At 41.1% G+C, this 22,360-nt stretch carries 19 protein-coding genes; 12 read left to right on the top strand and 7 right to left on the bottom strand.

Annotated elements, in window-relative coordinates; genetic code table 11:
- The first annotated feature begins 8 nt into the window (after positions 1-8).
- Complete coding sequence (locus MSC25_RS05085; RefSeq protein WP_004586217.1) at positions 9-494, top strand: peptidylprolyl isomerase; 486 nt, start codon at positions 9-11, stop codon at positions 492-494.
- A 41-nt stretch (positions 495-535) separates the two neighbouring features.
- Here the strand turns inward: MSC25_RS05085 and MSC25_RS05080 are convergent, their stop codons facing one another.
- From MSC25_RS05080 to MSC25_RS05070, 3 genes are read right to left on the bottom strand one after another with little or no spacing between them, the layout of a single operon-like run.
- On the bottom strand, positions 536-1,024 hold the full coding sequence (locus MSC25_RS05080) for a hypothetical protein (RefSeq protein WP_248442812.1): 489 nt from the start codon (positions 1,022-1,024) through the stop codon (positions 536-538).
- Between the two features lie 16 nt (positions 1,025-1,040).
- A complete protein-coding gene (locus tag MSC25_RS05075) occupies positions 1,041-1,853 on the bottom strand; it encodes a DUF481 domain-containing protein (protein ID WP_004586215.1) in 813 nt (270 codons plus the stop codon).
- A gap of 33 nt (positions 1,854-1,886) precedes the next feature.
- Complete coding sequence (locus tag MSC25_RS05070; RefSeq protein WP_029771932.1) at positions 1,887-2,216, bottom strand: HI1450 family dsDNA-mimic protein; 330 nt, start codon at positions 2,214-2,216, stop codon at positions 1,887-1,889.
- Positions 2,217-2,465: 249 nt separating this feature from the next.
- On the opposite strand from MSC25_RS05070, the gene MSC25_RS05065 reads away from it, so the two are divergent.
- The 4 genes from MSC25_RS05065 to MSC25_RS05050 all read left to right on the top strand — a co-directional run bounded on the left by MSC25_RS05065 (position 2,466) and on the right by MSC25_RS05050 (position 5,266).
- On the top strand, positions 2,466-3,257 hold the full coding sequence (locus MSC25_RS05065; protein ID WP_138611224.1) for a crotonase/enoyl-CoA hydratase family protein: 792 nt from the start codon (positions 2,466-2,468) through the stop codon (positions 3,255-3,257).
- A 72-nt stretch (positions 3,258-3,329) separates the two neighbouring features.
- Positions 3,330-3,683, top strand: a complete 354-nt coding sequence (locus MSC25_RS05060; protein ID WP_248442811.1) for a CidA/LrgA family protein — start codon at positions 3,330-3,332, stop codon at positions 3,681-3,683.
- Positions 3,676-4,395, top strand: a complete 720-nt coding sequence (locus MSC25_RS05055) for an LrgB family protein (protein ID WP_248442810.1) — start codon at positions 3,676-3,678, stop codon at positions 4,393-4,395. The genes MSC25_RS05060 and MSC25_RS05055 overlap by 8 nt, the downstream gene beginning before the upstream one ends.
- Before the next feature lie 37 nt (positions 4,396-4,432).
- Entirely contained in the window at positions 4,433-5,266 is an 834-nt protein-coding gene (locus MSC25_RS05050) for a mechanosensitive ion channel domain-containing protein (RefSeq protein ID WP_004586209.1), read from the top strand.
- Between the two features lie 43 nt (positions 5,267-5,309).
- Here MSC25_RS05050 and MSC25_RS05045 read toward each other — a convergent pair whose 3' ends face one another.
- The 4 genes from MSC25_RS05045 to MSC25_RS05030 form a co-directional block, all read right to left on the bottom strand.
- Positions 5,310-6,662, bottom strand: a complete 1,353-nt coding sequence (locus MSC25_RS05045; protein WP_248442809.1) for a magnesium transporter — start codon at positions 6,660-6,662, stop codon at positions 5,310-5,312.
- A gap of 270 nt (positions 6,663-6,932) precedes the next feature.
- Positions 6,933-7,682, bottom strand: a complete 750-nt coding sequence (locus MSC25_RS05040; RefSeq protein WP_024033091.1) for a serine/threonine protein kinase — start codon at positions 7,680-7,682, stop codon at positions 6,933-6,935.
- Positions 7,683-7,828: 146 nt separating this feature from the next.
- Positions 7,829-8,302 (bottom strand): MarR family transcriptional regulator, encoded by a 474-nt coding sequence (locus tag MSC25_RS05035; RefSeq protein ID WP_052026274.1) that lies wholly within the window; start codon positions 8,300-8,302, stop codon positions 7,829-7,831.
- Between the two features lie 297 nt (positions 8,303-8,599).
- Positions 8,600-10,267: a methyl-accepting chemotaxis protein gene (locus MSC25_RS05030; RefSeq protein WP_248442808.1), complete on the bottom strand. Its 1,668-nt coding sequence runs from the start codon at positions 10,265-10,267 to the stop codon at positions 8,600-8,602.
- Between the two features lie 405 nt (positions 10,268-10,672).
- Between MSC25_RS05030 and MSC25_RS05025 the strand changes: the two genes are divergently transcribed.
- From MSC25_RS05025 to pelG, 7 genes are read left to right on the top strand one after another with little or no spacing between them, the layout of a single operon-like run.
- A complete protein-coding gene (locus MSC25_RS05025; RefSeq protein WP_248442807.1) occupies positions 10,673-13,381 on the top strand; it encodes an endo alpha-1,4 polygalactosaminidase in 2,709 nt (902 codons plus the stop codon).
- Positions 13,381-16,668, top strand: a complete 3,288-nt coding sequence (locus MSC25_RS05020; RefSeq protein ID WP_248442806.1) for a tetratricopeptide repeat protein — start codon at positions 13,381-13,383, stop codon at positions 16,666-16,668. The genes MSC25_RS05025 and MSC25_RS05020 overlap by 1 nt, the downstream gene beginning before the upstream one ends.
- Positions 16,669-16,682: 14 nt before the next feature.
- Positions 16,683-17,198, top strand: a complete 516-nt coding sequence (locus tag MSC25_RS05015; protein WP_248442805.1) for a protein PelC — start codon at positions 16,683-16,685, stop codon at positions 17,196-17,198.
- Complete coding sequence (locus tag MSC25_RS20320) at positions 17,195-18,490, top strand: PelD GGDEF domain-containing protein (RefSeq protein WP_248442804.1); 1,296 nt, start codon at positions 17,195-17,197, stop codon at positions 18,488-18,490. The genes MSC25_RS05015 and MSC25_RS20320 overlap by 4 nt, the downstream gene beginning before the upstream one ends.
- A complete protein-coding gene (locus MSC25_RS05005) occupies positions 18,483-19,466 on the top strand; it encodes a HEAT repeat domain-containing protein (RefSeq protein ID WP_054982710.1) in 984 nt (327 codons plus the stop codon). The genes MSC25_RS20320 and MSC25_RS05005 overlap by 8 nt, the downstream gene beginning before the upstream one ends.
- Positions 19,459-20,976 carry a GT4 family glycosyltransferase PelF gene (pelF, locus tag MSC25_RS05000; RefSeq protein ID WP_248442803.1) on the top strand — a complete coding sequence of 506 codons (1,518 nt, stop codon included), beginning with the start codon at positions 19,459-19,461 and terminating at the stop codon, positions 20,974-20,976. Before MSC25_RS05005 ends, pelF begins: the two co-directional genes overlap by 8 nt.
- Positions 20,964-22,328 carry an exopolysaccharide Pel transporter PelG gene (pelG, locus tag MSC25_RS04995; protein WP_024033100.1) on the top strand — a complete coding sequence of 455 codons (1,365 nt, stop codon included), beginning with the start codon at positions 20,964-20,966 and terminating at the stop codon, positions 22,326-22,328. Before pelF ends, pelG begins: the two co-directional genes overlap by 13 nt.
- Positions 22,329-22,360 lie beyond the last annotated feature (32 nt).

The raw sequence follows: 22,360 nt of genomic DNA, 5'->3' as shown, positions 1-22,360 counted from the left end.
GAATGACTATGATCGTTGCACCAAACACAGTAGTAAAAATGCATTATTCAGTACTGGATAACGATGGCAATACCATTGATAACTCTTTTGATGGCGAGCCACTGGTTTTTATTATTGGCACAGGCTACTTAATCCCAGGGCTTGAAAATGCACTCCAAGGCAAGCAAGCCGGTGATACATTAAATGTAAAAGTAGAACCTGAAGAAGGCTACGGCGAACGTCACGATAACCTAATGCAAGCGGTGCCTAAGTCGATGTTTGATGGCATGGAGATTGAAGTGGGTATGCAATTTAGAGCGTCAACTGATGATGGTGATCAATCTGTGATGATTATCGAGATTCAAGATGAAGACGTTATAGTTGATGGCAACCACCCGCTTTCGGGTATTACCCTTAATTTTGATGTAGAAATTTTAGAGGTGCGCGAAGCAACCGAAGAAGAGCTTGCGCACGGCCACGTGCACGGTGAAGGGGGTTGTGGTCACGATCACTAATCATACCGCCGTTTATAAAAAAAGCGCCTAAGGCGCTTTTTTTATAACATATTGTTGTAGGTCGCGGTTTTTATTGCCGCCGGTTCCTCTAAAGGAGTTTCACTGGGTGTTATTTTACCCTCAAGCGCACGTAATAAGCCTTGCTGATCGTTTGTCCCCACTCGGTACTTAGTACCGTCTTTTAAGGTTAACTGTAGCGCACTAAACCCGGATACAGAATACACCCACCCATCATGCGTAATACGAATACCAATACCATGGCGGTAAGAGTTTTGCACCGCTTTAGCCTCTACTATGTCCGCAAGTGCTAAACGTTGCCCCGCAACGCCAGGGCCAAAAGCCCAACTAATTGTTTGCTCGTCAACTTTTACAGTTAAACCATGAAACAAAAAACCGACTAAAACCAATACACCGGCAAATACCATTAATGGCACATCGGCGCCCATTAAGTTCCAGGCTAAGGCTACAAAGCCGCCTATCCATGCTAAAACAAAAAATATAAACACCGCATATTGTTTATGCTGATACATAACGCTCTCTTTATTATTAAAAACTGTACACCAACGTGGCGCTTAATTCTGAGTCGTATTTAAGGTTATCGTCTTCAGGTTTTGAATTATAACGATACATGTAGGCAAACTTTAACGATACCGCACCTATGACTTGGCTAATCAAAGCGGTTTCTGACTTCAAACGCGAATTTAACCCCGACAAAGACTGCTCAATACTCACATCTTGATTAAAGCGCGTGCGCTTTGATACCAAACGCTCCCACTGCATTGCAATACGAACTAAATAACCGGTTTTGTTTTCATCTTCTTCGCTTACCTCTGACTCATCATCAGCGACGGAGCGATATAAACCTGGGCCAATATCAATATCTACTTTATTTTTTACACCTTGGTAAACTCTGGCTCCATAGCCTGTAGCCACTGTACTTTTGTAATCTAGGCCACTAAATTTATCTTCTTCGTAGTCACCGTAAATAAAAAATGAAGAGTTTTTAACGCCCACTTTGTAGTTACCTTGTGCAGAGACAAAAATACGGTCTGCCGTTACATCGGTTTGCCCTGTATCTTCGTTTTGATCTCGTTTATACAAGGTGTCTAATTTAAATTGGTTACGCCAATTTTCGAAGTCTTGGTATAAATTTCCTCTAAACTTAAAGCTGGTAGAGTTAGTATTACCCTTACTTAAAATCAAGCCAAATTCAGTATCGCCATAGAGCATTTCGCCTTTATGTAGCTCGTGAATTTCTTCATCAGAGAGTTGTCCATATTCATGAAAGTCTTCAAATGGATCAACAGCCCAACAGCGGCTGCTCATTATTAAAAACACGAATAGTAAATACTTATGCACGGTAAACTCTCTTGCACATACAAACAAAACTGCTTACTCAGCGTGCTCTGTTTCTTTCCACAAAATATGACAAAACGGCGCGTCTTTATCACGGCTAATTAAAATTTTTGCAAATAACACATCTTCGTTTTCAAACTCTAACCCCACTAGCACTTGCACAAATAACTCCGGCTCTATTTCAAGTGCAACAAAGTTTTGCCATTGCTCATCAGGCTCGCCCTCTTCAATAAACCCAAGCTCTTCTCGGTATTCGTTAAAGTCTTCAACATCTTGTTCGCTAAGATTATTTGGCGCCAGCTCTAAAAAAATATCGTACGCTTGATGGGTAACTTCTTCTTCGCTATATAAACGTGGGCCTGACATGGGTAAAACCTCAATGCATTTTAAGTGCGCACATAATATCAAAACTCATCTGTGTTTTGAGAAAAAACAGCTAAAAATAATGACTTTTTTGTTACCAGCTCATGCGCGGTTAAGCTTAAATAAGATTCAAAGTGCTTCGACTAAAAAAGTTAAAAATAATTCAATTTATTTTTTATTATAAAACAAACCGTTACTTTACTTAGTACGGCGTACATCATAAGCTCAAACACATAATAATAGGAGAGCGCAATGATAAAACTAGAAATACAACAAGGCATTGCTAACGTTATTTTAAGCCGCGCAGAAAAACAAAATGCACTGAGCTTTGATATGTTCATGCAATTAAACAGCACTATTAAACGTATAAAAAAAGATAAAAGTGTTCGCGCCGTAGTGATAAAAGGTGATGGTGAGCATTTTTGCTCTGGGCTTGATGTGGCTGCAGTGATGGCCTCACCATTAAACATTGTTAGGCTGTTGCTAAAATGGCTACCTGGCAATCAAAACCTAGCGCAAAAAGTGGTACTGGGCTGGCAATCGTTAAGCGTACCTGTGATTGCGCAAATAAACGGAAATTGTTTAGGGGGTGGGCTACAAATAGCATTGGGCGCCGACTACAGAATTGTTGATACCCACGCAAAACTGGCCATTATGGAAGCGCGTTGGGGGTTATGCCCCGATATGGGCGCTAATGTAGTGCTTGCTGGTTTATTAAAGCGCGACCAAGCGCTGTGGCTGGCAAGCCACGCCAATCCTATTAGTGCACACACGGCCTACGAGCTGGGGTTAGTCACAGAGCTTACAGACAATACCGAACAGGCCACACAGCGCATGTTAAATATATTACGTGAACGCTCCCCCGATACACTGGCAGCGATAAAGCGCGTTACTCAACAAAGCTACACAACAAACCAACGACAAATTTTAGCTAAAGAAACGTTTAGCCAAATTCGCTTGTTACTCAATCCTAATACTAAAAAAGCAATTGCCAAAGCAAAAGGGAAAACAGATATAAGCTATGCAAATTCAAAGCGCTGGTAAGACTAAATTAGCATTTAATAATAGTGCGTATTTGCTAACGTTAATTTCTTTCTATATTAATGAGCCATTATCATGAAGTACTTGCTTAGCAGTGCAATTATTTTACTGTGCTTAGGGTGTGCTAAATTAATAATGCACTTAATTGGTGGCAGCTTCCCTGCACCGCTCCTTGGCATGGTTATTTTACTGAGTTTATTACTGTTAGGTGTAGTGAAAGAGCACCATATTAAACCCTCGGCCTCCCCTATTTTAAATATTATGCCAATATTTTTCATACCCGCGGGGGTAGGATTTATCGAGCACATTACACTTATTAAGCTGCATTGGCCCTATTTGGTTTTGGTTATTTTGCTCGTCCCTGCCAGTACGCTTTTACTGGTAAGCAGCGTTGTTGGCTATGTTAAAGGTAAAAATAACAATGACTGAGCTGCACCTTACGCTATGGTACTTAACAACTCCCGCTATTATTTTGCTGTTTTTACTATTAAGAGCGTTTAATAAACACTGGCAGCACAGCATAGTAAAGTCGCTCACCAACCCGGTGTTTTTAAGTATTGCGATTATTGCCTTAGTACTTGTTAATTTAAAATTACCTTATGCTGATTTTTCTAGGCATAGCCAACTACTTAGTTGGCTATTAGAGCCTGCTATAGTGGCACTAGCCTTACCTTTGTATCAGCAGTTTATACATGTCAGAAAAAATCTACTGTTAATAGTAAGCACCTGTAGCTTAGGCATTATTAACGCCACTGTGGTGGCTTTTATTTTAAGTATTTTATTTGATGTACCCGCCAATTTAAGCGCCTCCGTAGCTGCATTAAGTGTAACTACGCCTATTTCGTTAATAGTTACTGAGTCTTTAGGGGGGATTAGCTCTCTTGCCGCAGCATTAGTTATATTTATTGGCTTACTAGGTGCGCTCTTTGGGTTAATGCTCATTAAGTGGATAGGTGTTAATAACCACCAAGCTCAAGGAATAGCAATGGGAACTGCGTGCCATGCTATAGGCACCGCAGCAGCACTGGACGAGCACCCAAAAATAGGTGCGTTTTCCTCGGTTGCGATGGCTTTAAGCGCATTATTAACCGCCATAATAGTCCCCGTGCTATATCCTTTTTTAGTCAACACTTTGCTATAGTTAGCAAAAAATAATTACGCAATATAAAGAGCCCACTATGATCAGTTCTGAAATAGAACAATTTGAAAAATACTACACCATGCTCACTGAGTATTTAGTTACCTACAGCATGCAAATTGTGGGTGCCGTTTTTATTCTTATACTGGGTTTGTGGGTTGCTAAAAAACTCTCAAATTTAGTCGCTAAATTGATGGCTCGTCACAACATCGATATCACGCTTACCAGCTTTGTCAGTAACGTGGTAAAAGTATTGCTTATTGTGATGGTTGTAGTGATAGCGCTTGGCAAAATAGGCATTAGTGTTACCCCCTTTGTAGCGGCTATAGGTGCTGCCTCTCTAGGTGCGGGTTTAGCCTTACAAGGAATGCTTTCAAACTATGGCGCTGGCCTTGCTATTATTGCCACGCGCCCTTTTGTGGTAGGCGATACCATTGAAGTAAAAGGGGTCAGCGGCCAAGTAAAAACAATTGAGCTGGGTTACACCATTTTAATTGATGAAGAAAAAGTAGAAATCACTATTCCTAACAAGCACATAGTGGGTGAAATTATTCACAACTCGTTTAGTTACTCGTTAGTTAAAGGAGAAATAGACATAGCCTATACTGCCTGCGCTGATACCGCTGTTAGCCTTATTGAAGAAGTGTTAAAGGCTCATGATCAGGTGGCTCAAAACCCTATTTCTCAAGTAGGCATAGAGCGCTTTGCCGATAGCGGCGTAACCATTAGTTATCGCTATTGGGTGCCTACAACCAAAATAATAGAAACCAAGCTTGCTATTAACGCAGGCGTTTATAAAGCTATTAATAGCGCTGAAATAGAAATACCCTTTCCGCAGCGGGTGGTTACTATTAAAGAACGCGACCTTTCTTAATAAAAAAACAAAGCCGCTTAATGCGGCTTTGTTGTTTTATAGCTTAAAGCAGTAATAAACTGCCTAACCCTAAAAAGGTCACAAACCCAACTATATCGGTAACCGTGGTTAATATTACCGAGCCAGAAAGCGCAGGATCTATTTTCATTTTGTCTAAAATAGACGGTATAACAACCCCAGCTAACGACGCAGCAACTAAGTTAAGCAATATAGCAACGGTAATTGTAATGCTTAGCATTATGTCGCTAAACCAAACAAAGGTGAGCGCGCCAATCACTAATGCCCACACTAAGCCGTTCACCGCCCCCACCCGTAGCTCCTTTTTTAAAAGTGCATTGCGATTAGAGTCGGTTACCTGGCCAAGCGCTAAACCGCGCACTATTACCGTTAAAGTTTGACTCCCGGCGATTCCGCCCATAGAGGCCACCACAGGCATAAGTACCGCCAGTGCCACAACCTGCTCTATTGTTGCGCCAAATAAGCCAATAAACCACGATGCTAAAAACGCAGTGGCTAAATTTATACCCAGCCAAATTCCCCGGTTTTTAGCACTTTTTCTTACACTGGCAAACAGGTCTTCGTCTTCGCGTAAACCACCAGCTTTGGCCGCAGCTTCGTCGGCAATTTCTTGGCGTAGTTCGTATGCCGAGCTAATGGTTAAACGCCCGACTAATTTGTTATCGGTATTAACCACCGGCATGGCCATTTTTTCACTGTGAATAACCACTTCTGCCGCTTCGTATAAATCATCATCAGCATGCAATGATGAAAAATCATAGTTTGCCAGCGACAATAGGTTATCGCCTTCATCGGCTTTTATTAAATCATTTACTGCAAGTTCACCTATTAGGCTGCCTTGGCGGCTAACTAAATACACAACTTCGCTGTATTGCGGCAAACCTTTGTGCAGTAATTTTTTAACGCCTGCAATTGTTGCTTTTTCAGTTATTTTTAGAAAGTCGAAACCAACCCAGTGACCTAATTGCTCAGGCGGATACTGCTGAGCAAGATCGTATTGTTTCGTTTGTGCTTCATCGAGTTGCTTTTTAGCATAATCAACAAAGCGCTCAGGAATAACCTCTTCAAGCTCAAGTAATTCTTCAACATTCACTTCATCTAATAGCGCGTATGCCTCGCTATCATCTAAGGTTTGTAGTAACCATAAGCAGCTGTCATCGCTCAGGGTGACAAATATTTCATGCTGCGTGTCTTTATCTAATAGCTGCCAAATTTCTAGACGCTGTTCTTTTGGGATGGCTTCAAAAAGTAGCGATAGGTGCTCAGTAGATAAATTAAGCTGTGCATCGGCTAAAAGCTGGCTTTTTTGCGTGTGTGTTTCGCATTGTAATAAATCGTTTATTAGCTGCGGTAGTTGGTCGACTGGATACTCAATCATCTTGAAACCTTAAATTTAAAAATGCACATTGCTTATAGTTTACTTGAACAATAAAAAATTGCAGAAAAAACCTAAACTTATTAAGACGCTTTAAGCTTTGATGGTTGAAACTGCGCTCATTATTTTTGCGCATTGTAGGGGTAAAAACACCAGCGATACTACTGTTTATTTTAAAAATTAAAAAAGAAATTTTTGGCCTTATTTTTAGCCAAAAAAAAGCCCATAACGCTAAGCTGTTATGGGCAAAGTCACACAATGAAAAAAGGGGAATTAAAATCTATCGGTTAAGTTACGTATTAGGTCAGAGTCTACAAACTGCGTGACCATTGCAGCACCCCATGCATATGCACGTTGTATTGGGTAGCCTTTAAATATCCAGCGTTTACGAACATGGTTAAAACGCTGTAAATACTGCTGCTTAGCACGCGGCAAAGGTGTACTACTTAGCTTATCCCACGCTTTATATACGCCCGACATGTCAGAGCCGCGCATAAAACGTTGCAACCAACGCGCAAAGCGCGAAAAGCTAATGGTTGACTGAAAATCAATGATATAAGGCTTGCCATCGCTACCACATAATATATTGCCCATATTACGTAAATCTAAATGCACAATGCCTAGGCGGTGCATTTTTGCAACTTGGCGTTCAAGCTCAATAAAAAATTCAACAGGCAACGTCTCACCCTGGTGTATTAAGCTCCTAAGCGGCGTGCCTTCTATGTAGTCATACGCCACCGCTATCGGCGATAAACGGCTAAACCGATTAGCAACTGCATCAAGCTGTGCTAAGCGGCTCAACCCTTTAAATTCTTGATTTACAGAAAGCTTGGCAAAGGTTTTACGAATAAACCACGGGCTTTGGCTAAAGTCTTTTACTATTAAGTCAAACGTATCATCTTTGTACCTGTATACAATTGCGTTCGCAAAACGCCCTTTATGAACAACACTTAAATACTGTTGCATAAATACATGCTCAGGAAACTGCTGCTGTAATTGTGATAACAACTTATTTTCAATCATAACAAACCTAACAAGATGATAACTTTAATTGCCTAGGCAACTATATTAGCAAAGTTGGATTTGCCGCACAATTAGATCTAGTACTTAGCAGGCTAAGTTTTTATTGAAACAGTATCGCTAAAATGTTGATAATCTTTTTTAGAGATTTATGAGGGTGTATCTAGGTTGTTTATTGCTCGGTTTAGTAAGTCCATAACGCTGTGTTTTTCATTTTCAGAAAAGCCGCTAAGTGCTTTTTCGTACACTTGATTTACTAAGGGCATTATTTGCGGATAAAGCGCTTTACCTTTATCACTTAAACTTAAAAGTGTAGAACGCTTATCAAACTCACATTGTGTTTTTTCAATTAAGTCTTTTTCTTCTAAACGCTTTAACAAACGGCTCATCGCGCCTTTATCGTACACCATATGATCGCTCAGCCCAGCTAATGTGTTTACTGAGCCACGCGCTAATAGCACCACCACAATATATTGCGCAGAGGTTAAGTCCATACAATCGAGTTGGGCATCAATGTGTGTAGCAATTTTTGAACGTAAAAACGATATCAACCGGCCTAGGTCTTGCTCTGCTACGAGCGTTTCGGGGTCGGCGTTTTGTACTGAAGGCATACTTTGTTGCATATAAGGGTTACTCTGTTTATTCAAAATGCGTGTAATAGACTACACATAATTAATAAAATTCCCTAGGGTTAGCGTACTTTCAAAAATAAAAATTTGTTCTAGCTAGGGTCTGGCATGTTGGGCGTTAATACGCCTATGCCTTTGCAGCAACCTTAAAATATAAGCACAGCTTTACCAAATAAAAATACCTTGCTAAAAATTCAACCTCAAAAAGTAAACAGCCTCTAAACCATTTTGTATTTAAAATAAAAAGCCGCAACATAAGTTGCGGCTAGTAGTGGTTTATGCAATGACGTTTTAAACCTTAAACTGCCCTATTAACTGTCCTAAGTTCTCGCCGCGCCCTGCTAAATGTTGGCTAACCTCAGAGGTGGCCTTACTTGCTTGGGTTAGTTCATTAACAATTTCTTGAATGGCAAACACATTACGGTTTATCTCTTCTGTCACTGAGCTTTGCTCTGTTGCAGCGGTTGCAATTTGCGTACTCATGTCGTTAATGGTGGTAACCGACGTAGTCACAGCACCTAAACTTTGCAATATATCTCGCGATGACTCAACTGAGCGATTACAACTTGCTTGGCTCGCCTGCATGGCATTTACCGCGGCGCCTACTAAGTTATGTAATTCACTTAGCATTTCACTAATTTCATGGGTACTAAGTTGTGTACGACTCGCTAAGCTCCTTACTTCATCAGCCACCACGGCAAAGCCCCGGCCTTGCTCGCCAGCACGTGCGGCTTCTATGGCGGCGTTAAGTGCAAGCAAGTTAGTTTGCTCGGCAATGCCACCTATTACACTAAGTACACTGTCTATTTTTTTAGATTGCTCACTTAAAGAGTTTACCTGATCAGCAGCTAGGTTAATTTCGCCCATAAGGTTGGAAACTTCACTTAGTGAAATATCTACGCACTCTTGCGCTTTTGCCACTTCTAGCGTTGCCGTATGAGTAGACTCAGCAACTTGCGTGGTATTTTTAGCCACTTCGTGAGAGGTAGCCGACATTTCGGTAATCGCTGTGGCAACTAAATCTGTTTCGTGGTTATGATTAAGCAGTTTATTTTCAAACAGTTTTGTTTGCGAATTGATATCGCTTGAGGCATTTTTTACATCATTAGTAACATCAGCCACATTACTTATAATGCTTTGCAGCTTGCTAACAAACACATTAAACGATTCGCCCAACTGCCCTATTTCATCGTGCGTATGTATAACTAGGCGTTTTGTTAAGTCGCCTTCACCTTTAGCAATATCATCTAAGCTTTGGCCCATTATTTGGATAGGTTTAACCATAGCGTTAGACGCTAAAAGTGCGCCCACTACGCTAACCACAACCCAAAATAAGGCAATCAATAACAAGGTGGTTATTTTTTCGCGAGTATGTGATTGCATAGTCTGTTCATAATTTGCAAGCTCTGTTTGTATATCATCCATATAGGCACCCGTACCAATCATCCAATCGGTACCTGGTATCATTACGGCATAGCCTATTTTCTCTACTAACCCGTTGGTATTTGGCTTTTGAAAATGGTAATTAAATGCCCCGCCACCTTTACGTGCTTGCTCTAATAATCCAACAATTATTTTTTTACCATTTGGGTCTGTCATCCCTATTTTATTTTGCCCTTCAATAGCACTTCCTAACAAGGCATGGAACACGCTAACGCCACGTGTGTCGTAAATAAAAAAGTAACCGTCGTCACCAAAAGTAAGCTCCCTAAGGACATTTTTAACACTTTGTGTTGATCCGTTATCCAACTGATGGCGTACCAACTTGCTTGCTATTTCCACTTCGGTGGCAAGTAGCGTGTGTTTGTCTTTAAGGAGTTTAGATTTAATTGTTTCAAAATTTTGTCGCTGGTTTTGCGATTCTAAATAGTACGAGCTGGCCATTAAGCTAATCAATAACAAGCTCAACGGTAAAATAGCCAGTAATAAAAGTTTATTTCTCAAGCTTAAGTTACTCATTAAATCTCCACAAATAGGGTATGCACGTTATCACTGTCTGCTTTGCAGTAATCAACGCAATAAAGTAAGCATTTAATATGTCACTATTTATATCAATTTATAAATAGCGCAGGGGGTTGCCAAGGGCTGGTAAGGTGGGCGCATTATAATTAGATTACAGCGCTTTAGATATACATTATCACTCGACATTAGTCGTAATTTTTTATCGAAAACACTGTGCAGTAAGGCGTTTTCATTACCTTTTACTTAGTTGTCACTCAAGCAATTCCACCACTAGTCACCTCACATTAAGGTAGCCAGGCATTTTTATTTAACATATAATCATCACAATTCTAATAATAAATACCTATACAAAAAGCGGGACAATGTTCAACGTTAACTTAGGCTGTGGTTTTTAAAATAATAATGAAGTACTTCTTATGTCTAACGTTGTTGATTTGTTTAAACGTGTGCGCTCAACCTGCTAACAAGAGCATTGCCTTTTATTACTCATCCCCCATGCCGCTGGCTGAAATGACCTTTTACTCACGGGTTGTTGTGCAGCCGCAAAGCATCACTCAACACGAACTTAATTGGCTTAAAGAGCGCAACATTAGCGTATACGCTTATTTAAGTGTGGGAGAATCGTTTACTGAAAATGAATCCTCAGTAGCAAAAAATCCACACTGGAATAGCCATATTGCTGATTTAACCGCTGAGCATTGGCAACAACACCTGCAAAAACAAGCACGTGAATTACAACAACGAGGCTTTAACGGTTTATTTTTAGATACGCTCGACAGCTACCAGTTATTAAAACCCGATTACGATAAAGCGGCTCAACAAGTGGGGCTTGTGAATATAATTAAAGGTTTGTCGAGTACATTTAATAAACATTTAATTTTAAACAGAGGGTTTGAGCTACTGCCACAGCTTAACGATTACGCCTCTGATTTAGTTGCAGAGGGGCTATTTAGCCACTTTAATCCAGTAGATAACAGCTACAAACTTACTACTGAGAACGATCAAGCTTGGTTAAATGAAAAGCTCCATAAAGCACAATCACTGGGCTTTAACGTACAGGTAATTGATTACGCTAAACCACAGCAGCGCCTTGCGATGGCTAAACAAATTATTGCCCAAGGTTATGCTCCTTGGGTTACTGATGGGCACCTTCAAACTTGGGGGACATCAAATATACAGCCAGTGCCTAGGCGCATACTTATTCCATACAACAGTAATGTAAAGCCACTTATATACACTACGGTTCACTTAAAGCTTGCCACAATGATTGAGTATTTAGGCTACATACCTGATTACATAGACATGGCTAACACGCCCTTACCTAAAGTAGATACCAGCCTCCACGCTGGCATTATCTCTTGGACGACGAGCGATCAATTTTATAATGCACAGGTTATTGAGTGGCTCGAAAGTAACTTAGGCGTGGTACCGCAACTGGTACTTGGCGAGCTCCCTCCTTCTAATAAGTTACTTGAAAGCTTAGGAGTCGAGCCTTTTAATTTGCCTTCAAATGGGCCTTATAAACTCGCGGCTATGGCATCTTGGCTCAAAGGTGAGTCAACCACTGCACCCGCTATTGTAAAGCCCTATTTATTAACACTTGCAGAGAATGCGCAATCATTAATATCAATACACGCTGAAGATGGCACCACCCTAACCCAAGGAAGTAAAACTAAGTACGGCGCACTTATCGCGGCACCTTGGCTTATAGATACACTGCCTATGGAGGGCAGTAACTGGGTTGTAGACCCCAAAGCCGTGTTAACTAAGGCAATGGGGCTTGCGCCTATACTAGCCCCAGATACAACTACATTAAGCGGTCGGCGTATGCTAACCCTTCATATTGATGGCGACGGCTTTACGAGCATTGCACACTTTGCAGGTAAACCTTACGCAGCAGAAGTTGTGCGCGATGAAGTTATAAAAAAATACAAGCTACCACTGACCTCCTCAATTATCCAAGCCGATATTGAGCCTAACGGATTGCATGGCGCTGACAGCCCAAAGCTTGAAAAAATAGCCAAGGAAATTTTTGCGCTTCCTTATGTCGAAGTCGCATCACACACTTACAGCCATCCCTATTTTTGGACAGCCTTATCAGGTAGAAAAGAAATAAATAAAGACGACACCGACTACGGGTTTCATTTAGATGTACCCGGATATGACGCCATCGATTTAAATAAAGAAATAACCGGCTCAATAAATTACATTAATGAGCGGCTCGCACCAAAAAATAAAAAAACCGTGATGATGCTATGGTCAGGTGATGCAACCCCAGGCCCAAAAGCCCTCGAACTTGCCCGCGATGCCGGTGTAATTAACGTTAATGGAGGAAATACCGACGTCAATGCCGACAATCCAAGCTTGTCGCATATATCACCTATTGGCCGTCCTGAGCGAGATTTGCTGTATCAAATATACGCGCCCATTTTAAACGAAAATGTTTACACCAATTTATGGCACGGCCCTTACTATGGTTTTAAACGCTTAGTAGAAACATTTGAAATAACCGAAAAACCATACAGGTTAAAGCCTTACACAATTTACTTTCACTTTTACTCTGGCGAAGTGCCAGCAGGGCTTGATGCGCTGCATTACAATATTGATTACGTATTAGCCAGAGAAAATACCCCGGTGCATTTAAGTCAATATGCACGCATTGCCAAAGACTTTTATTTTTCTGCGCTTGCTAAAAATACGCACGGCGAATGGCTATTTAGTTCTAAATATATAAAAACGCTGCGCTTGCCTGCTATTTTTGATGTGCCCAATATGACTAACAGCCAGGGTATTTTAGGGGTAACCGCGCAAGGAAACTATATTCACCTGGGCGATGAAATAGCCACAATTAACTTTGATCATACAACGCCAGATAACCAACCTTATTTGCTCTCTGCTAATGTCGCGTTTAGTAACTGGCAGGTAAACGGCCCTGTCAGCTTTAAAGCGTGGATTGAGGCTAAAATTGAGCTTAAAAATGCTCGCAATTGTCAATTCATTTCGCATATGGGTAAGCGCTTTAGCGGAAAAACCTTTGGCAATACAGCGCAGTTTACATTACCTGCTGGCGAATTTTATGGCTATTTAAACTGCGCAACAAGGGCTCAATAATGAATAACAAAAAGCGCCCTCACTTAGTATCAGTTAAAACCATTTTAATTATATTAGCGGTTAGTTGTTTTTCACTTTACGCGCTGTTTCCGCACACCTTATTTTTTGAAGACGACTCGCTATCGCAAGATTATACCTTTGAAAAAACCTACTTAAATGCCGCATTAAGTAGCGACCCTAATAATGAAAAACTACGCGCCAAAAAAATAGCCATTCACCTGGGCTTAAATGAGTATTCGCAAGCGACTAACGAGCTTGAAAAACTCCCTAAAAGCGATACAAAAACTGAATTAGAAATAAAACTTTTATACGCATTGTGGGTTGATAGTGGCGCAAATAAAGATGACCGTTTTGAAGAACTAACACTTAAACTTGCGGCATTTAAACACTGGGATAACCAGTTATTAAATATAGCTAAAGCCACGGGGCTCAATGCAAACGTAGCGCAATATTATGAGCAACACGCACAGCCATTATTAGCCGCTGATTTTTGGTTAGGCGCAGGTGAGCCTGGCAAAGCGCTCGCTATTTATAAAACCCACATTAATGCCGATGTAGCCCAAAAAGCCATTGAAACCGCACTGGGTGCTAACAATCCAAAACAAGCTTACACATGGTGGAAAAAATACGGTGATACCGCTAATACCGAGCGTACATTATATTTTGCAAGCTTAGCGGGTGATAATAAAGAAGCCTTAAAAGCAGTAGAAAAATTATTAAAAACTCAGCCTAATAACAGCGAATATTTAACCAAAGCCATGCATTTAAACTTAGCCAATGGCAATGCAAACGCAGCTGAACAATTAATCGCAAAGTTATTACTTAAAACACCCAATGATAAAGCGCTGAGGCTTTTAAATTGGAAAATTATGCGCTGGCAAAATAAGCCTAAACAGGCGCTTAAAGAATTTAAATGGTTAATGGCCCATAAAGCCGTTGATGTAGCTATGCTGACCGACAGCATTAATGATGCGAATGCCTTGTACTTATATCAAGATGCCAACGACATTTACGAATATAAAGCGCAAAACCGACAGCTTAAAGGCAACGGATTTGCAAATTGGATGCAAACCAACGAATTTATTGGTAACGCAAAACAAGAGCTTAATCATATTGAGCGCTATGAGCAAATAAATGGAAAAACACCTCTTTCACAATATTGGAAAGCCAAGGTGTTACACGATACCGGTAATTTAGCAGGACTGAGAGCTTTGTGGCCTCACTACGCAGGGCCAAAAAACGAAGAAGACTTACTCTGGCTTGCAAGAGCGCATTGGTTAAACGATGACTTTACAACCGCTTTGGCCATTTTAAAGCAAAAAGCACGTAGTAACGATGATGAGTTTTGGGGTGCTCGAGTTGATATGGCTTTGCGTGTAAATGATAAAAAAGAAGAGCTGTATGCTTTAGAGCAATTAAAAAACATTAGCCCACTGAGTGTAGGTGATATGCTGCATTATCAGCAGCTAAAATTTGCCGACAACCCACAAGGGTTATTAAATTACCTATGGCAACAAACAGCACTCACTGATAGACAGTTAATCCAAATTACCTTATTAAGCACGCAAATTGGCGATGAAGAACACGTTACTCGTGCTCATCAGGCTCTTGAAAAACAACGTTATAATAAAGCGCTTTACCCTGCATGGTTAATATTATCAAACTGGTACCAAAATCAAAGTGACTTAAATTACGCATACACAACACTTAACCGCGCAGCAAAACTAAGTGAATACAATCCCGATGTGGTACTAGCGCAAGGCTGGCTTGCATTGCAAATGCACGACACCATTATGATTAAGCGTATTTTAGCTAACTACTCAAGCAATGAACCCAGCCGAGAGTGGGCACAATTACTGGCGAGTTTATCTATTCATCAAAAAGCCTTTAATAGTGCTTATTTTTATCTGCGCCAATTAGCCATTAGTAACCCTCGAGATTTAACTACTTTAGTAAATTTAGCCGATGTTATGAACCAGTTAGGCTACTACGCTAATGCCAGCGAACTTAAACATTATTTATTAAACCATTTACCAAAAGACAAATACGCATACCGAGGTTTAATGATCCAATGGGCCGGCGCAATGGCCGTGCCCCACTTACGCCAATTTAGCAGCTTAGATGACATAGCGCCTGAGGCTATAAACAACGCAACCGCCAACTGGTGGTTAGCCAGACGCGCAGCACAAAAACTTGAGCCATGGCAAAAGCTACAACTGGCTATGAGCAACGGCGAGTTTAATAAAGTAAAGGCACTGGTAAATACGCAAACGTTAGGCAAAATAGATGAGCTAAGTGCTTTGCTCTATTTAAGGCAGCCTTATGCAACTATGCAGCGTTGGTATGAGGAGTTAACACACGAGCCAACACAAGCCGAAACGTCTTTATTACGTAACGCCCGCACCAGCTACTTTAGAGCATTAGAGATCAACCTATCCCCTGAGGCCGGTTTAAATACCAGCCAGTACGATATAAATGTTTATTTTCCGTACGCTAAAGGGCAATGGAAACTTAGCATTAGCAATCAACAAAACCTAAATAACAACGGGTTACTGTTTGCCGTAGAAGATAAAATGACGTGGGGTCGTTGGTACTTTGATGCAAAAGTAGACTCTCATCAGGGCAATTTAATGAGCCGCCAAGGCTTGAGCCTAGATGCGCGTTACCAGTGGGACTCGCGCACGCAGGTAGGCGTAAAACTTGAGCACAACGTTGAAAACCGCCAATCAGAAACCTTACTTAGCTTTGCCAAATTAAATAAAACCACGGCTTATATAAATTACGCTATTGATGGGCGTCAAAACATGCAGTTCTCGGCAGCCGCCATGGCATTTAAGCGCCGCAGTGATAGCTCAACGCTTGTCAGCGGGCAAGAATATAACGCCCGCTATCAATACACTATTTTAAAAGACCGCCCTATTTGGAGTACTTATTTTAGTGCTCAATGGCAAGACTTTGAACGCACATTAGTCCCTTTAGGCATAGATCAAAGAGCACGACCGCTACTTATTGATATACAACCTTTTAGGCGCTTTGCTCTGGGCACTTCGCTTTCGTCAAACTCAAACTTAGCCCCCCCTTATTTAGGCGAAAGCCCGTCGTGGTTATTCGACATCAGTACGGGTTATCAAACGTTAAACGACACCCTCGACATTTCAGTATCAAGTGGTGCGGGCTGGTCAGTGCTAGGGGATGATTTATTTAAATTACAGCTGGGTTATCAAAGTAGTAATAAAGTGGGTAACTCAGATACACAATTACAATTAGGCTATTACGTACATTTTTAATGTTAGGAGAGAATATGTTTCGTTTAATCATACCGTGTTTGGTATTAGTGCTCAGTGCATGTACCACCAGCCGTGTGGCTGATGATATAGAGCTAGGTCCATCAACTACCGTGGCTTTAATGCCTTTGGTAAATCATGCGCAAACCCCCTTAGCCGGTGAACGTGCAGAAGATATACTTGCAAGTATTTGGCAGCAAAATAAGCTTCCTACGTTATTACGTGCACCGCGCAGTAACACTAAAGACCTTCCGCCACTTGACGATCAATACCGTCTTGATAACGCCATGCAGTGGTTAAGCACACAGCAAACAGACTATGTGTTATCAGGTAGCATAGAAGAATGGCGTTATAAAGCGGGCCTAGATGGCGAGCCTGTAGTCGCACTTACACTTAGCTTAACGGCTAAAGGTCAAACAACCCCACTTTGGACGGGCACTATCGCAAAAAGTGGCTGGGGGCGCGACAGTATTGCCGCGACAGCACAAGATGTCATCGCCGATTTAATTTCGTACATTGAGGTTAGTGAGTGAAAACACATTTTTTTCGACCAAGAGAGGTCCCTGAGCTACAAATTTGGGCTGAGGTAATTGTATTTACCGCGCTTGCAATTGTGCTGCCGGTTATATTTAACACCGAAGACCCCTTTTGGACGGAAAATGGGTTTTCGTGGCCGGTACTTGGGCCGCTGTTAGTGGCTTTGCGCTATGGTTTTTCAAAAGGCTTTATAAGCATATTATGTTTATTAGCCGGGCAATTGCTGTTAAGCAAAAGCGAAGTATTAGCGCAACCTAACGAATTTAATATTAACGCCATGATTGGTTATTTAATTGTAATTATGATTGCTGGCGAATTCAGAGATGTATGGGAGCGCACTAATCAGCAGCAAAGCATTGAGCTTGAGTATGTAACTAACCGATTAGAAACCTTTACCCGCCAATACCATTTAATAAACTCATCCCACGACCGGATTGAACAAATGTTAGCAGGTCATACTCTTAGCCTGCGCGAATCGCTCCAAGCGGTACGGGCCGTTATAGGGCAACTAACACAAAGACGCTTAGACAGTGCGGCTAATAGCATTTTAAACTTATTTGTTGAATATGGCTCGCTTGAAAAAGCAGCGCTTTATAAAGTAGAAAACAACACCATAACAGAGCAGCCATTAGCAAGCATAGGTGCTATGGGCGAGCTAAATATGGAAGACCCCCTTATTAAAGCCATGTTTGAAGAGCGCGAGCTGGTCTCTGTTAAAGAGGTTAAAAATAAATTTAGCCAATACCATATTGCTATCCCATTGGTTGATATTAATAACACTATTTACGGGGTAATTTTAGTACAAAGCATTCAATTTTTTGCCCTTAAAAACACCACACTTACTTTGCTAGCTGTTATGGCCGGTAACATTGGCGATTTGCTGCGTCATGAAATTACCAACCCGGTAATGACCCCACAAGAAACCCCTTATTTTGTAAGGCAACTACGCAGGGCGAACAAAGAAGCTAAACGCTATAATATTCCCTCACAGCTGCTTAAACTCAAAGCAATACAAACAAGTGAAGAGTCGCGCCAATTATTAGAGTATTTAAGTGAAGCTCGCAGAGGTCTAGATATTTATCTTTACGATAGTCAAAACCACACTCTATTACTGCTTATGCCAATGGCAAGTGAACTGGACAAAAGTGGCTTTATATCGCGTATTAATACTTGGTGTATCGAGCACTTTGGTAAAACCGTTGAGCAACTGCAAATTAAAATAGAAGAACAAATGGCATTGCCTATAAGCAGCGAACACATCGCTAAGTTAGTTGCATCCCATGATTAAAATTATCGTTGCCGCTTTTATTGGCTGTTTATGTGAATACTTTGCTTTTGCGCATATTTTAGATGCGCCTAACTGGCTGTTGATTGTTTTATTACATGGCATTGCTAGCCTGTGCTTTACCTTTGTAAGCCATGCATTTATTCCTAACAAATACAAAACCACCTTAAAAAGTGGTTCGGCACTGTTATTTTTGCTGCTATTTACCTTGCCTGTATTTGGTATTTTAGGGGTGGTATTTGCCATTACTTTTGCCCTTAGCAAACCGCTTAAAAACAACGACATTGATATTGTAGAGCACAAGGTTCCTGCCCTGCCCTTTGAAGCAAGAAGTGTTTCAGCAACGCCTATTTACTCGATGGGTGGACTAAAAGCTATTTTAAAACACGCCAGTGAGCCAAATAAACGCCTAAGTGCAGTAATGGCTGCACGGCACATGAGCGATGCCCAAGCTATTCCTATACTCAAACTGGCATTAAAAGACTTAGAAGATGATATTCGCTTACTTGCCTATTCAACTCTTGATAGCAAAGAAACTAAACTGAACGAAAAAATAAGCCAGTGCCAACACGCTATAGCCAATACCACGCAACAACCTAAATTGAGCAATTTGCAACGCCAACAAGCCGAGCTTTATTGGGAGCTTAGTTACTTAGGCTTAGCACAAGGCGCACTAAAAAAGTACGTACTAGAAAAAGCAGAAGCATTAACCTTAACAAGTATAAAGTTTAACCCGCAGCCAGCAAGCTATGTGTTTTTAGGGCGAATTCAACTTGCGCTCGGTAAATTAAATGAAGCGCAGCAAAGCTTAAATTTAGCCACGCAATTAGGCATGGCCAGACGCCACGTATTACCTTATAAAGCCGAAGTCGCCTTTGGATTACACAATTACACAGACTGTCAGCGCTATCTTGAAGAGCTAGCACTACAGCCTAAAGGCTCTGAGTTACGCCATTTACAGGAGTATTGGCATGAGTGAAAAAAAAGCCGACATTTTACTCTTACTTGAAGGCACTTACCCTTATGTACGGGGCGGCGTATCGAGCTGGGTACACCAAATTATAGAAGGCCTGCCTCACTATAACTTTGAATTAGTGTTTGTCGGTGGCGCACCCGAACACTACGGCGACATTCAGTACACGCTACCAAGTAACGTAACTAAGCTGCATGTGCATTATTTAGTTACGCAACATAGTACAAAAATAAAAGCGAAACATGGCGTTAAATATAAAAAAGAACTGTTTGATTTTTGGCAGCAATTGCAAGGGTATTTCCGTGACTGTAAAGACCCAATACCGACGGAGCTTTTAAAGTTTGCCTTTGAAAATCTAGCTAAAAAAGACGGTATCAACGAAGCCGTTTTTTTATACAGCGAGTCGTCGTGGCAGGTGCTGGCAAACTATTATTTAACCTATTGCGATGAATCGTCATTTATCGACTTTTTTTGGTCGTACAGAAATTTGTATAAACCACTGTTTAAAATAGCCGAAATAGCCCGTTCACTCCCCGATGTTAAACTTATTCATTCTATTTCGACAGGCTATGCTGGCATATTGGGCGCAGGTGCAAGCGTTATACACAACACGCCATTTTTGCTTACCGAGCACGGTATTTACACTAAAGAGCGTAAAATAGATTTAATACAGGCCAGCTGGATAAAAGAGTCTGAACAAAGCCTAGGTAAAAACCTAAATACTGAAATGGGCTTTATTCGCCGAATGTGGATCAGCTTTTTTGAGCAAATTGGCCGCACTACTTATAACCAAGCCGACAAAATCATCTCGCTTTATGAGGGGAATAGACAAAGGCAAATTAAAGATGGTGCCAGCGAAAGTAAAGCCTCGGTAGTGCCTAATGGTATAAAAACAAAACGCTTTGCTGATGCGCTTAACGCAAGACCTAAATCGGTCCCTATGGTCGTTGGGTTAATTGGCCGTGTAGTGCCAATTAAAGATATTAAAACCTTTATTCGTGCCATTAAAGAGGTCCAAGCCGAGCTGCCAGAGATAGAAGGCTGGATCATAGGCCCTTTTGAGGAAGACCCACAGTATTATAAAGAGTGCCAGCTACTAGTAAGCAGCCTAGATTTAGACAAAAACATTACGTTTACCGGCATGAAAAACATCGTCGAAATACTCCCTAAGCTAGGTATTGTTGCGTTGACTTCAATTTCTGAAGCTCAACCATTAGTGCTGCTTGAAGCAATGGCAGCAGGCGTACCTGTACTTGCAAGTGACGTGGGCTCGTGCCGAGAAATAATAGAAGGGACAAGCGAGGAAGATAGGGCCCTTGGTAAAGCTGGCGAAGTAGTTTCTATTGCCTCACCCAGCGAAACCGCACAGCAAATAATCACCCTATTGGAAAATGAGCAAACATGGTATCAGTACCAACAAAACGGCCTCAACCGTGTTAAAACATACTACGACGAGAGCCATATGTTTGCCCGCTACGATAAACTTTACAAGGATACAATCGCATGGCCGGAATAGGTTTTGAGATACGTAAAATTCTCAAAAAAAACACCCTACTCTCTGTTTTTGAAGCATACGGTTATGCGGGATTAATAGGCTCAGGCCCTTGGCTGCTTTCTATCATTGCGCTCATGCTAATTGGTATTTTAAGCCTAGGTGTCGTGCTGCCAAAAGTATTAATTATTCAGTTTTTAACGCTTATTACGTATATGATGGCAGCGTCCCTTATATTGACCGGCGGTCTGCAGCTATTATTAACGCGTTTTGTTGCCGATCTGTTTTTTCAAAAAAAGGACGAGCAGGTACTGCCTAATTTACTTGGCGCGCAGCTAGTTACCACCCTTGCCGCATTACTGATTGGCTTAGCTGTATGGCCAATACTACCGCTACCTGTTGTGACTAAAATAATAATATTAGGGGCGTTTGTAAGCTTATGTAACCAATGGCTTGGCGCTATATTTTTGTCGGGAATGAAGGAGTACCGGCTTATTTTAGTGACCATGTTAAGCGGTTACAGCTTTATGGTGTTACTGGCATTTTTACTGCGCGACTGGCAAATAGACGGGTTGTTTTTTGCTTTTTTTGCCGGTGAAGCGCTGCTCTTTTTTAGCTTTTTATTTATGATTATTCGTCGCTACCCTGGCGGTAAACTCATTAGTTTTGATTTTTTAAACAACAAAAAAGTGTATTACAGCCTATTTTTTTGTGGGCTTTTTTACAACATAGGCGTGTGGGCCGATAAAATTATTTTTTGGTACTCCCCCGCTACCTCTATTCAAATTATAGGCACATTAAGAGCAAGCCCTATTTACGACTTGCCTATATTTTTAGCCTATTTAACCATTATTCCAGGAATGGCGGTATTTTTAGTCAGAATGGAAACCGACTTTGTAGAACAATACGACCGTTTTTATACCGCCATTAGAGGTGGCTCATCGCTTGAAGAAATTTTTTACCTAAAAGATAAAATGGTGCAAACAGCGCAAGGCGGCCTTTACGATATATTTAAAATCCAAGGTATAACCGTTGCGTGCTTATTACTGTGGGGCGAGCAAATACTGACCTTTATAGGCATAGACCCTAACTATAAAACATTACTGTTTATTGATGTGGTGGGTGTAGGTGTACAGGTTATATTTTTGTCTATTTTAAATATTTTATTTTACTTAGATAAGCGTGCCACCGTATTATTTTTATCTGGGCTGTTTTTGTTTATCAATATCGTATTTACGATTGCCTCAATTGCATTAGGGCCACAGTTTTATGGTTACGGTTTTGCGCTCTCGACCATAATTACATCTGTAATTGGTCTGTATTGGCTATCAAAACAATTTGAAGAGCTTGAGTACGAAACTTTTATGCTGCAGTAGAACCGCCGTACCATTAATGGTAACTTACAATA

Source organism: Pseudoalteromonas sp. 1CM17D (genome assembly GCF_023161805.1).
Lineage (GTDB): Bacteria > Pseudomonadota > Gammaproteobacteria > Enterobacterales > Alteromonadaceae > Pseudoalteromonas > Pseudoalteromonas atlantica.
Note: the sequence above shows the minus strand (reverse complement) of the source record. Positions and strands in the feature narration are given on the sequence as shown.

Bases quoted from the DNA above. Each gene is read 5' to 3' on its own strand.
- MSC25_RS05035 (WP_052026274.1), bottom strand. From the start codon at position 8,302: ATGCAACAAAGTATGCCTTCAGTACAAAACGCCGACCCCGAAACGCTC.
- MSC25_RS05040 (WP_024033091.1), bottom strand. From the start codon at position 7,682: ATGATTGAAAATAAGTTGTTATCACAATTACAGCAGCAGTTTCCTGAG.
- MSC25_RS05020 (WP_248442806.1), top strand. From the start codon at position 13,381: ATGAATAACAAAAAGCGCCCTCACTTAGTATCAGTTAAAACCATTTTA.
- MSC25_RS05025 (WP_248442807.1), top strand. From the start codon at position 10,673: ATGAAGTACTTCTTATGTCTAACGTTGTTGATTTGTTTAAACGTGTGC.
- MSC25_RS05005 (WP_054982710.1), top strand. From the start codon at position 18,483: ATGATTAAAATTATCGTTGCCGCTTTTATTGGCTGTTTATGTGAATAC.
- MSC25_RS05045 (WP_248442809.1), bottom strand. From the start codon at position 6,662: ATGATTGAGTATCCAGTCGACCAACTACCGCAGCTAATAAACGATTTA.
- MSC25_RS05050 (WP_004586209.1), top strand. From the start codon at position 4,433: ATGATCAGTTCTGAAATAGAACAATTTGAAAAATACTACACCATGCTC.
- MSC25_RS05030 (WP_248442808.1), bottom strand. From the start codon at position 10,267: ATGAGTAACTTAAGCTTGAGAAATAAACTTTTATTACTGGCTATTTTA.
- MSC25_RS05085 (WP_004586217.1), top strand. From the start codon at position 9: ATGATCGTTGCACCAAACACAGTAGTAAAAATGCATTATTCAGTACTG.
- pelG (WP_024033100.1), top strand. From the start codon at position 20,964: ATGGCCGGAATAGGTTTTGAGATACGTAAAATTCTCAAAAAAAACACC.
- pelF (WP_248442803.1), top strand. From the start codon at position 19,459: ATGAGTGAAAAAAAAGCCGACATTTTACTCTTACTTGAAGGCACTTAC.
- MSC25_RS05015 (WP_248442805.1), top strand. From the start codon at position 16,683: ATGTTTCGTTTAATCATACCGTGTTTGGTATTAGTGCTCAGTGCATGT.
- MSC25_RS05070 (WP_029771932.1), bottom strand. From the start codon at position 2,216: ATGTCAGGCCCACGTTTATATAGCGAAGAAGAAGTTACCCATCAAGCG.
- MSC25_RS05060 (WP_248442811.1), top strand. From the start codon at position 3,330: ATGAAGTACTTGCTTAGCAGTGCAATTATTTTACTGTGCTTAGGGTGT.
- MSC25_RS05055 (WP_248442810.1), top strand. From the start codon at position 3,676: ATGACTGAGCTGCACCTTACGCTATGGTACTTAACAACTCCCGCTATT.
- MSC25_RS05080 (WP_248442812.1), bottom strand. From the start codon at position 1,024: ATGTATCAGCATAAACAATATGCGGTGTTTATATTTTTTGTTTTAGCA.
- MSC25_RS05065 (WP_138611224.1), top strand. From the start codon at position 2,466: ATGATAAAACTAGAAATACAACAAGGCATTGCTAACGTTATTTTAAGC.